This window comes from Nostoc sp. FACHB-892 (genome assembly GCF_014698795.1).
GTDB lineage: Bacteria > Cyanobacteriota > Cyanobacteriia > Cyanobacteriales > Nostocaceae > Nostoc.
Map to the genome: position 1 here is coordinate 1 of NZ_JACJTR010000095.1, position 10,995 is coordinate 10,995.

At 38.5% G+C, this 10,995-nt stretch carries 11 protein-coding genes and 1 pseudogene; 5 read left to right on the forward strand and 7 right to left on the reverse strand.

The features are described 5' to 3' along the window. Positions 1–127 precede the first annotated feature (127 nt). From H6G96_RS38990 to H6G96_RS39005, 4 genes and pseudogenes are all read right to left on the reverse strand, one after another. Positions 128–898, reverse strand: a pseudogene (locus H6G96_RS38990) (IS630 family transposase); the annotation flags it as partial. Between the two features lie 260 nt (positions 899–1,158). Next, on the reverse strand, positions 1,159–1,647 hold the full coding sequence (gene infC, locus H6G96_RS38995; protein WP_190919825.1) for a translation initiation factor IF-3: 489 nt from the start codon (positions 1,645–1,647) through the stop codon (positions 1,159–1,161). Between the two features lie 126 nt (positions 1,648–1,773). After that, positions 1,774–2,280, reverse strand: coding sequence for a hypothetical protein (locus H6G96_RS39000; protein WP_190919809.1), 507 nt, complete (start codon positions 2,278–2,280; stop codon positions 1,774–1,776). A gap of 366 nt (positions 2,281–2,646) precedes the next feature. Continuing rightward, a complete protein-coding gene (locus H6G96_RS39005) occupies positions 2,647–2,931 on the reverse strand; it encodes a hypothetical protein (RefSeq protein WP_190919811.1) in 285 nt (94 codons plus the stop codon). A gap of 279 nt (positions 2,932–3,210) precedes the next feature. On the opposite strand from H6G96_RS39005, the gene H6G96_RS39010 reads away from it, so the two are divergent. Next, the gene (locus H6G96_RS39010; RefSeq protein WP_190919813.1) at positions 3,211–4,761 is read left to right on the forward strand and encodes an FAD-binding domain-containing protein; all 1,551 of its coding nucleotides are present in this window, start codon (positions 3,211–3,213) and stop codon (positions 4,759–4,761) included. A gap of 58 nt (positions 4,762–4,819) precedes the next feature. Here H6G96_RS39010 and H6G96_RS39015 read toward each other — a convergent pair whose 3' ends face one another. Beyond that, complete coding sequence (locus H6G96_RS39015; RefSeq protein ID WP_190919816.1) at positions 4,820–5,107, reverse strand: Mo-dependent nitrogenase C-terminal domain-containing protein; 288 nt, start codon at positions 5,105–5,107, stop codon at positions 4,820–4,822. Positions 5,108–5,768: 661 nt separating this feature from the next. Here H6G96_RS39015 and H6G96_RS39020 point away from each other — a divergent pair. The 4 genes from H6G96_RS39020 to H6G96_RS39035 all read left to right on the forward strand — a co-directional run bounded on the left by H6G96_RS39020 (position 5,769) and on the right by H6G96_RS39035 (position 9,279). Further along, positions 5,769–6,884 (forward strand): hypothetical protein, encoded by a 1,116-nt coding sequence (locus H6G96_RS39020; RefSeq protein ID WP_190919818.1) that lies wholly within the window; start codon positions 5,769–5,771, stop codon positions 6,882–6,884. Between the two features lie 143 nt (positions 6,885–7,027). Next, positions 7,028–7,393, forward strand: coding sequence for a hypothetical protein (locus H6G96_RS39025; protein ID WP_190919820.1), 366 nt, complete (start codon positions 7,028–7,030; stop codon positions 7,391–7,393). 43 nt (positions 7,394–7,436) lie between these two features. Next, positions 7,437–8,285 (forward strand): hypothetical protein, encoded by an 849-nt coding sequence (locus tag H6G96_RS39030; RefSeq protein WP_190919822.1) that lies wholly within the window; start codon positions 7,437–7,439, stop codon positions 8,283–8,285. A 553-nt stretch (positions 8,286–8,838) separates the two neighbouring features. Next, positions 8,839–9,279 carry a hypothetical protein gene (locus H6G96_RS39035; protein WP_190919823.1) on the forward strand — a complete coding sequence of 147 codons (441 nt, stop codon included), beginning with the start codon at positions 8,839–8,841 and terminating at the stop codon, positions 9,277–9,279. Between the two features lie 388 nt (positions 9,280–9,667). Here H6G96_RS39035 and H6G96_RS39040 read toward each other — a convergent pair whose 3' ends face one another. Together H6G96_RS39040 and H6G96_RS42075 are read right to left on the reverse strand one after the other, a co-directional pair. Further along, complete coding sequence (locus tag H6G96_RS39040) at positions 9,668–10,336, reverse strand: hypothetical protein (protein WP_242063628.1); 669 nt, start codon at positions 10,334–10,336, stop codon at positions 9,668–9,670. A gap of 171 nt (positions 10,337–10,507) precedes the next feature. Next, positions 10,508–10,660, reverse strand: a complete 153-nt coding sequence (locus H6G96_RS42075) for a hypothetical protein (protein ID WP_242063629.1) — start codon at positions 10,658–10,660, stop codon at positions 10,508–10,510. Positions 10,661–10,995 lie beyond the last annotated feature (335 nt).

Here is a 10,995-nt window from a genome sequence, read left to right on the forward strand (position 1 = left end):
AGTTAAGTCTGTGGGATAAGACTTTCGTGCCATAAGCAACTATGTAAATACACTGTGTCTGATGTATTTTAATCCTTGCAGTAATCCCCTCCTACTCGCCTTTAGATTTACTTTATAAATAGCCTCTAATTAATTTATTTAGTTGCTGCAACTGCTCATAAAATATATCTCCCTCACCTTTTTTAATAAAACAACATATCCGCTTCCGATCTGCTTCTCGAATTCCTCCCATGACATTTACCCGTCCACATCGCCGTTGACCTGTAATATTTTTGCGCCGTCCTCGCTTACCCCAGTTTTTGCGGCGAATCACACGTAAACTAAAACCGCTCTCGTCCCAAAACCATACCTGCATAGGCTCTGGCTGCTCTCTTGCTATTGTCAAATATTGGGCAAGTTTCTCTTGGAATTCTGCTCTAATTAGAGGATCTTGTTTATCTTCTAAATCATACTTAGCCCAAATGTAACTATACTTTTTTCGCTTTAATATCCTCCTAACTTGAGAACTACTTAAATCAATTCCTGTTTGTTCTGTTAAATATGTTGCTAATCTTCCTGCTGTCCATAGACCAAATTCATAACCCAAATCTGATGGTTCTCTTTCAACTGTTTTTAATAACAGTTCAATATATTCAGGCGTGGCTTTTCGGTTATGCTCATACTCTTGTTTATTATGTAAACTTTCGAGGTTATCTGGATCTCCATGCATACACCAATATGCAACAGTTCTGGGGAAACAACCTAGAAATCTAGAAATTTCTTGTTGTGTTCTACCATCGTTTTGGAGCAGAATCATGAAAATCCTTTCCCTTACGTGCGGTAGTTTGCTCTCCTTAAGAGCCTGCTGTAGCTGAGTAACTTGTTCTAAAATTAAAAAGTTTTTGGCTGGTGGTGGCATACTTTTTTCAATTAGCTCTGCATTTATATTATGCAGCTTAAATGCCGATTAGCTTATGAGCATGATTACTCCCTTGCATTGTTGGAAGCGATCGCGCTAGTGAACAAATGGATATAATGCAGTGGTGCAAGCATAAAAAGTTAAGTTTTCTAGCTTTAGTCTCCTTACAGAGAAATGCTCTGTTTGTGGAGTAGTCAGTCTATAATTTTGTCTATTCCTGTGGCTACTTAGTTTAATTAAGCTATCCCTTAAAAACCAATCTAGACAGGAATGATTAAAGCAATTAGGGAACGCTTATCAAGTGATTGAACTTTTCCTACAGACTTCAGATCACTTACAACTCGGTCTAGTAGTTCTCCAGCTTGGTCACGATATTGATGTTCTCGACCTCGTAAACGAACAGCAAACTTCACCGAATCGCCTTTACTCAACCACCCAACTGCTTGTTCAATGCGTAATTTATAATCAGCTACACCTATATTCAAACCAAACCGAACTTCCTTTACTACTGGTCTAGCACTCTGTGCCTGACGCTTTTTCTTTTGATACTGAAGCTTGCCATAATTGAGAATTTTTGCAACTGGAGCCTCTTTGCCTTCAGATACTAATACTAGGTCTAACTCTAAGCTTTCGGCTAGCTGTAACGCTTCATTGGTATCGGTCAAACCACGATTATTATTTTCATGGTCAATCAAGAAAACTTGGGGTGACTTGATTTGCGAGTTTATTAGTTGTTTTGGAATTGCGATAACGTTTGGCTCCTATGTATTACAAAAGTTGTTACGAGAGCAAACACAGCATCATTTTCAGCTTGAACATTTAGCCAGCCAAGGCATGATTAAGTTAACTGGTTAATAGTCGCCAGCACAAAAATCCTAACTCGCTACATCTAATTCTACTATTGCTGGCTGTTGTTGTTCCTTGACAGCACGCAGTGACTCAATAAAAGCGTCGATTGCCTTAGCTGCTGACTGCTTACCTGTTTTAAATTGGGAAAGGATATTTTCGCGTATTGCTGAATAATCTGGTATGACTTGCTGCTCAACAGAAACAGCCTCTTGTGTAGATAGGGCAACTCCACCATTACGCTCATCTATTAAGCCCTTTATCTGAGCGATCGCATCTGCCATCTCCTGCCTAATTACCTGTCTTATCTCTTCCCCATCGGGTGTAGACGCAGAAGAAGCATTTACTTCCTGTTTAACTATTTCCTTAATCTCATCACCATTAGATAACGCCAGCCCAGCTTTTGTCTGACCCAGGATTCCCAGGAGCAATCTTGTCGCTGTATGATTTAATGACTCATTCTCCGAAATCTGCATTGCCGATAAAGCTTTGATTTCTGCATCAGTTAGCCCAATAGAAATTGTTACCTTAGCCATACTTTTAACACCTGTAAATATTAAACTCTACATTGCTATTTTTGAGTTACAGCGTTTGCATACAGTACTTTGATCGCTGATCACAAATGCTGTATAAACAACTTATCAATGACCCAATTATTAAACTTTGCCCTGTGAGCAACTTTTACCCTCGGTTCTTTAGTCTAGCTTCAAATCAATTAAGTTGCCATTACTTCAATTCTAACGCACACTTACCTGATATCCATCTTCAAAATGAGGGCAGATGTGCCCCCATTTAAACTTTTAACTTTTAAATATTGCTTTACATTCGTTACCCTTGCAGTTTTATATTCCACAAGGTGTGTCGCTTCAGTTACTACTTGAAATTATTGCTAGCTCTGAACATTACCAACTACCACAGTAACTATCGACCCGAATCTCTCGCCAAATATCTGATACCTGCCACCCTGAGTTTTCAATTGATTTCACTTGAGGGCTATCAAATACCGGAGAATAGTAATAGTTAGAATCATACTTTAAATTGTTATTATTTTCTTCCAGTTGTTGTTCAGCTTCCCATGCTGGTTTGGGAGCCTCAATAATTTCAACTTTTGGTTCTAACTGTTGGGATAATTTTGTTGCAGATGCCTTTTTCAAAATGGGCTTTTCTATTTGACTGCTCAGTTCCATATCTATCTAAAATTGAAAAATTTATGATTACAAAAAGTTGATTCTTGAATCTGAAGAGTTCAGGAGTTAGTGGAAAGAATTAACATTGATACCTGAATTTATAATTACTTACTTTTTAGACTGCTCACAAGTCGTTAAAACTAGAACTTACTTGTTCGGTTTGCTGCACTGTCTAAAGTCAGCGCAGTCAGGATAGATTACATCTGGCCATAGACACTCAACTTCGACAGCAAAGAAAATTATGGTACAAATGTATTGTAGATGAGAGTAAGTTGAGCTATGCACCTTTTGTGGTTTCGTCGAGATTTGCGTTTAACTGACAACGAAATTGTCACCTCTTCATCTGGTAATGATGCAAGAGTTCTGCCATTCTTCATTATTGACCCTTGGTTTTATACCTGGGCTGATGTCGGAAAGGGGAGAGTCCGCTTCTTGTTTGAGTCATTGGAAAATCTCGACTCAAATCTCCAAAAGTTAGGTAGTCGGCTGTACTTATTTGAAGGTAATTCTACAGACATCGTGCAAGAATTGACTAGGCAGTTAATCATTGCACGATATAAGCCCAAACTTTTCTTTAACCGTGATGTGCAGGTAGAATACGGTGTCAGCCGGGATAAAACTATAGTTGATTTCTACAAACAGTTAAACCTTGATTACCACATTGGGCTAAACAACTTTCTGCAATCAACAGAGCAACGTGACCAGTGGTTTAACGAATATTATACCTATCAAAGGCAACCCCAATATCTTGCGCCATTAACTATTAATACACCTAAAATAACGCTTAATCTACCACAGCTAACGTTTGAAGAACTTAAACAGAAATACCAGCGCTTTTGGGCAGTTAAGAAAGTTTACTTTCCAGGGGGTGAAACACAAGCACAAGCTCAACTGAACTCTTTTCTCAAAAAAAGATACTTTGGCTACCATTGGAAACTTTCTCGCCCAATGCTCTCACAGCTTGGTGCAACATCTCATTTATCACCACACCTAACCTTTGGGACTATTTCAACTCGCACTGTTTACCAAAGCACTAAAGCCTTAGCAGAAGAATTAAAAGCTCAACCTAAAGCAGAATTCTCTCTCAAAACATTTCGAGACCGTTTGCGTTGGCATGATAGTTTTACTGCACGGCTCTATTTCCATCCAGAAATTGCTTACACTAACCGTTACCCAGAATTTGATCAACTATATACACCAGAAACATTGTCGGGAGAAAAACAAGAATTATTTCAAGCATGGCAGCGAGGAATGACAGGCTTTCCACTGGTTGATGCCAGTATGCGACAACTCAAAACAATGGGTTGGATGAATTTTCGGATGCGGGCAATGTGTGCCACATTCCTAACCATTAACTGTGGGATTTCATGGCATCACGGAGCTAAACACTACATGAACTATTTAGTAGATGGAGATTTAGCAATTAATAATTGGCAATGGCAGATGCAGGCTGGTGTAACTAATCCACTTAGCGATACTTTTCGCATTTATAGCCCGTCGAAGAATATTGCCGAAAAAGACCCCCAAGGAGACTTTATTTACCACTGGGTACCGGAACTACGGGGCTACAGTTTACCAGAAATTGAACAGGGGAAATACATTGACACTAGTAACTATCCTAAAGCAGTTCTAGATTGGTCAAAGACGCGTAAAGTTAATGGTAAAGTTGTTTCTGACTTCCGAAAGCAAACAAAACAGCGATTATTAAGCCAAGGTGGAGATGAATACGATAGTGCAATCGCTGCTAAAGAAACAGTTGAGAAATACTGGCAGCATAAAGACAGAGAGTATAAAGAATATCAACAAAAGCTTACCTTTACGCAGGAGTAAAGCATTGTCTAGATTTTAGAACAAGCTCCTCTCTCTTTTTACTAAACAAAAATCCCGTTTAACAATACCTTGTCGCATCTTCGCCACATTCATCTACTAAATACAACAAACACTTGTAACGCAGACCAATTATTTGCTCATAGAGGGGGTTGATTTTACACAATGGTGGAATGTGAAAAAGTGTCCTCCCTAAAATTGTTACCGTTCTTTCAAAAGGACAATGGGATGGAATTAGTTTGCATAAGAGTTTGGCTAATTTGGAATCATGTATTTCTAATATCTCAAGCTGATAACGGAGCTGGTTTAATAAGTTATTGTTGAAATAATCTTTTTTTAGGAAATTCATATATCAATTCTCTTTCCAAAATCTATTTCTCTAAAATGACACTTCTCTACGGAGAAAAACATCGTAAATTTACGAAACTATTTCTCCGCTTAAAGAAACCCTATTGAAATATCAGTAAAATTCCTTAAAATCCACGAGAGGTAGGCAATCGTATCTAAATAAGAAATATTAGGAGCAAAGTTAACGTCTGAAGGGGACACGAGTATGAGCGCATCCCTAGCTCCTGTAACGACTACTGTTTTTTACTTTGAGCAATTAGCGTTAAAAATAAACACAAGGTCTTGTTTGAAGTATTACCTCAGCACTGGGTTGTCAACAAAAGAGCTACCAAACCGAATCTTCGCGCCAGATTTCCCATCAACACGCCGCTCATCACTCCAATAGCCCACATCAGCAAGACTTTCGGCAATAAGTGAGAGAATCGATTAGGGAGACGATGCACTAAGTTTCGCTTTTAGAGCGATTGCTACTTTAACGGGGATGCGTCTACGCTTAAATCTTCGTCAAGAAACAAGCCTTAATGAGATTACTTTCGATTCTATTGAGAATAAACTATTTTTATTGACATAATGCAGCCGCCCTGGGTGAAACGCCTTTTGGCAACCAGTTAAAACATTTACAATAATGTTAGGGTTTTTTATACTGCGTCTGAACCAAGAAAATGCTTAAAAACCATCTAGAACTTAGAACCAAGAGTTACTTCAAGCTTAGTTCACAACTTGCTGGGTTGGATAATATGCAATTGTGTTCTTTGTTTGACAATAACGAGCCAGGCACATTAAGTTCAAGCTCGGGGCGAAATCATACCATTGTTCTTGGACAATTCAAAATTTTTGTTAAGCGCATTCCGATTACGGATATCGAATACGAAAACCTATTTTCTACCAAAAATTTGTATGACTTACCAACTTACTTTAACTATGGTGTTGGTTCTATTGGTTTTGGTGTATTTCGTGAACTTATAACACACATTAAAACTACTAGCTGGGTATTAGAAGGAGCGAACGCCACATTTCCCCTAATGTATCATTATCGAATTATTCCGTTCTTTGGGCAACGCGAGAATATCGATATGGAAAATCATAAAAGCTTTGTGGAGTATTGGGGCAATAATGCGAGTATCGAGAATTATGTGTTAGATAGAGCAAACGCCAACTATGAATTGGTTCTGTTTTTAGAGTACATACCGTATGTTCTGGAAACATGGTTGCAAGAAAACCATAGCAAACTTCAGCAACCTGTAGATAAATTATGCACGACCATTGCCTTTTTGAGGAGAAAGGGAATTATTCACTTCGATGCACATTTTCGCAACATCCTCACTGATGGCAAACAGATATATTTGACTGATTTTGGTTTAGTACTTGATAAGAGTTTTTCGTTAACCAAAGATGAAGAATCTTTTTTTAAGCAGAACCAATTTTACGACTACGGAGAAGTCTTGCGGAATCTTGGTCATCTTATTCGCTCACGATATGATTTATGCTCTGAAAACGAGAAACGCAGAATAATGGAAAAATATGAGATAAAAGAAGGTTTAAAACCTGATGAACTCGGATCTATATTACTTGACAGCATTGAGCAGATACACGCTGATGGGGTCATGAAGTTAGATGAGTTTTATGTTACTAGCATCGTCAAATACCGCAGCATTATTGCGCTGATGCAAGGCTTCTTTGTTGATATGTATAAAAATAACAACAAAGACACAAAATTTCCTCATACAAAACTACGACAGCTGCTCAAAGAGACGGGATGGAATTTTTATGTATACTAATAATTGCTTTATGTTTAAAAGCGATAAAAAACTTCAAATTCATTGCTCGATCTTCAAGTGATAAATGAAATAGGCTTATCTACGTTACTACTCGCCCATTATCATCCGGTTAAAACTTTGCGGCAGGTTCAATGGTTTGGGTGATGTCTACGCCCCGCTTTGAGAGCGATGTCTACGACGGGCTGTCCGGTGTCGCTACTTCCTTCATCCCCAGATTTGCCTTCTCAGCGCCCTATTACCAGCAACTATATCCTGCGTCCCGCCAAGGAAGAAGCTCAAAATCACAGTTGCCGTCTGTGATGCGCTGGCTGATGCTGACTTCTATCCTTTGTAATGCCAACTCAAGATTATTCGTTTTTTGCGTAAAGTACGAAATTTCAGGCGAAGAGTATTATATAACGGTATTTACTATGGATAAACTGGGGACAACACTAATTGTCTCCTATATAATTTACTTCTATCAAAAACTGCTCAAGTTTCGTCTAGGGCAGTTTTATATTGCACGGTAGAAGCCAGATTCACAACTGTACCCAATGGTGAATCATCTGCCTATTGTCAGCAATCGAAGCTTCTAAAAAAAATATTACGCTACATTGCATAAAACCGCATACCCTAGATATATTTCTGTATAAACCTTCATTATCACCAGCCCAGCCATACAGATTCGACCTTTACCATAACCAAGGCGTTGACCCGAAAGCAATCACAATTTCCTTTAAGCAGTTAGCCGAGAATCACCCAGAAGCAGATTTGCGAATCGTGGGCATGGAAGTACGCGGCCAAAACAAGTTTCTACTTCGTGCTAAAACTGCTGTTGAAGCTGACAAGCCGGAACTAAGTGCGGAATATTTTGAAATTTATAATCAACTCAAACCATTAGCACAACAGGAATTACAAGCACTAATTTCAGAGAAAGATAGCCGAATTCCTAGTTTAGAGACTATGGTGGTTACGGCACTGCAAAGCCCTAAATTTTACGCCCAAACTTATAGTAATCAGGGAAATACTATGTCACAAAATCCTAACAAACAAGCCAACTTTGACCTCAAAGGCGCTCAATTTGCAGGTGGTCTAGTCAACGCAGACACAGTAACCGCACAACAAATCGGCGGCAATATCACGAACTATAGCCCACAGCAAAAGCAGAATCTCGCACAAGCCGCAGCAGAAATTCAGCAGCTTCTCAACCAATTAAGACATAGTTATCCTACTAGCACTCCACTAGAAAAACAGATAGCAGTGACAGAAGTACTCAAACAAATCAATGGTAATTCTACTTTGAAAACACGGGTACTTGAGGCGCTGAAAGCTGGTGAGACAGAGGCATTAAAAGAATTAGTAGATCATCCTCTTGTCAATATACTTTTGGCAACTTTAGAAGGTTGGCAGGATGTTGAATAGTTCAGCTACTACAGATGAAGCAGAGGGGTTAGCTGGTGGATCGCAAACTAAGAGTTGCAGATTATTCTGATTCCCGACCTTAAAACTATTAATTTTCTAAACCTGTTATCAAGCAACTATTTCAGCTTTTCAAGCGTGCCATTCTCTAGAGCATGAGTGAAATAGCAAAAGGCGACCGCATACTTTTAGAGTAGCCATCGTCTTGATTCTGGAATATTAATTTTTTATAACCAGTTTTCAGACTTAGTTAGGTCATGGGACTTATCTCCGGCGATTTGAGCGTTACAAGGTTACTTCCGGCTACTCCGGTTTTAGCTCCGGCTACTTTAAATAGCGGCACTTCAGTTTTGATTTAGTTGCTCTAGCAACGGGAGCAACCCTTGCAAATCACGAGCGCAATCACGTCCACTTTTTGTCTGTAAAGCGTGCTTTCCAATAGTGGAAGGGCTTGAAAGTTGATATTGCTACCCTAATCTCTACCGACAGAAAGATTTATACAAACGACAAGAGGTTTAAGGTAGGTACAACCAACAGTAACGCAAGGAAAAAACAAATGAATCTACCTGCAACTGTTAGCACAAAACTCCAGAAAAGTGCGGCATTTATATTGCTTTCTCTAGCTTTAGTCGGTTTAGAAATTCCTTCTTCAACTGGACAAAGCTTGCCAAATAGCTCAACCAAATCGGCTTTGCTTGTTGATGGAACATATTTATACGGCGAAACTCCTAAACCTAATCAAATAGGGAAAGCCTACTTATTATTACAACGTCAACAAGGAGATATTGTCGGAGCTTTGTACTATCCTAATTCTGAGTTTAGTTGCTTTACAGGAAAACAGAATAACAACACAGTTTCTGCTAAATCACTTAGTTACAATAAAGCAAAAACTGAAAATATGAAAATTAACCTATCCAATTTTCATCAAATCAGACTTATTAGCCCTAACGACCAACGCATCCTCACAGTCTGCAAGCAAACAACAGTTGCCTCTTAGCAATTAACTAATGAGATTATTAATTATATAGGCTTTATCGAATAACAAGACACGGATCAAAATCTCAAAAGTCAGAGCAAAAGAGTAGGTGATTCAGACTAGAACTCATTGCAGGCTGCGTTCAGCTTATAGTTTGATTAACCTGGCTCAAACATCTTGTGGTAGTGCAACAATGCTTAATTTCCTATCCATAAATGCATTTAGGAAACCAAGCCTAAAACAGATTCCGTCGTTTCTCGAAGAGTGTCAAACAAAAGAGAGTTGTTTGTTCCCTTGTTCACCTTGGTCTGGTAGAGAAGCGCAGAATGCACTGAAATTTACTCCTTTAGGCAGCAATTTTTCGGATTTTAACTCAAACACTGCTGTAAAAACAGTTTCTTTAGGGCTGCTAGAAAAAATCTTTTTTAGTATTGTAGAAATTGGTAGAATTGGCTACCTGATAATCCTCTTGAAGGGTTGAGAAGTCATAATGGCTCAAAACAATAGCAATGGCAACATCCCTCATACTTTGTGATTTTTCCAGCCTCTCTCCCAAATAAATTTGCCAATAAACTTCCACATCACTTTCGAGAACTGGCTTCTCAATTTCTGTAATAACACCATTCTGCTTTGGATGAATCGAGGAAGCACTGTACTTCCACTCATTTCTATCCTTGAGAATGATATCAGGCAAATCACCAATCTGTAATTGGAGATGTAACTCGTTTAGACGTATCCCTTGATATACGTAAAACATTCTTGACACAAGCCCTTTAGGGGGGCGTGCAGCTACTTCCATCAGAATCGGTTCTTCGCTAAGAGAAGGTAGCAATAAATCAATATTAAATACACCATTTTTGGGGTAACCGTGTTCTAAACTTTCTAACACATCACTTGAAAATTGCCAGAGTTTCTGAAATTCTAGTTCTTCTTCTCTAACAATAATATTGCCGAGTTGATGGCCATAAATGAACTCATCATTAGGTCGATAATGCTTGCAAGCAGCGAAATAACAAAGTTGACCATCTTTCATGACAACACTTGTATTGTATAACTGACCTGTAATGAATTCATTCAATTCAAATTCCTCATTTGAATTTACATTGCTATCACACCAAGCTTTCAAATCATCAACAGTATAGATTCTTGTAGATTTTTCACTTCTGGCTTCGCTAACTGGTTTGATAAAGATGTGATTACCTAGCTCTTTTACAACAAACTTTAAGTATGATGCTGGCTCTTTACGGTATTAGTCTTGAGCAAAAATTAGATACTTGGGCACCCGAATCAGGGAATTTTTGAGGGCAGATTTGAGGTAACTCTTATCAGTAAACTGCTGGATCATCGTTGGGCGATCGCCTGGCAGATTTAGAGCTTCACGCAACTGTGCAGTTAACAGCACTGAATACTTATCTTTAAATTAATTCCAAAAAACTATGGTTTTCAAGGTAGACGCGGTTTAATTGTTTTTAACTGCGAACTGCGAATTGCGAATTGTTGTGGTCTTTGCTGCTACAGCATCTACTAGTTCACATGAGTTCATAAATTCACTTCAGCATTGTCAGTAAACCAAAAAGTTTTTCTCCAAAAAGCGATCACTAAAATATTTGTAGCTTTTAATACTTGTAAACACAGGATCTTCTAAGCAGCAGACATGGTATAAATTATAATTACTTATGATTAGCTAATTCATAATTTGTTAATGCTAACCGGATGGAATATGAATATTTTCAACTA

Bases quoted from the DNA above. Each gene is read 5' to 3' on its own strand.
- H6G96_RS39000 (WP_190919809.1), bottom strand. From the start codon at position 2,280: ATGGCTAAGGTAACAATTTCTATTGGGCTAACTGATGCAGAAATCAAA.
- H6G96_RS39005 (WP_190919811.1), bottom strand. From the start codon at position 2,931: ATGGAACTGAGCAGTCAAATAGAAAAGCCCATTTTGAAAAAGGCATCT.
- H6G96_RS39010 (WP_190919813.1), top strand. From the start codon at position 3,211: ATGCACCTTTTGTGGTTTCGTCGAGATTTGCGTTTAACTGACAACGAA.
- H6G96_RS39015 (WP_190919816.1), bottom strand. From the start codon at position 5,107: ATGAATTTCCTAAAAAAAGATTATTTCAACAATAACTTATTAAACCAG.
- H6G96_RS39020 (WP_190919818.1), top strand. From the start codon at position 5,769: ATGCTTAAAAACCATCTAGAACTTAGAACCAAGAGTTACTTCAAGCTT.
- H6G96_RS39025 (WP_190919820.1), top strand. From the start codon at position 7,028: ATGTCTACGCCCCGCTTTGAGAGCGATGTCTACGACGGGCTGTCCGGT.
- H6G96_RS39035 (WP_190919823.1), top strand. From the start codon at position 8,839: ATGAATCTACCTGCAACTGTTAGCACAAAACTCCAGAAAAGTGCGGCA.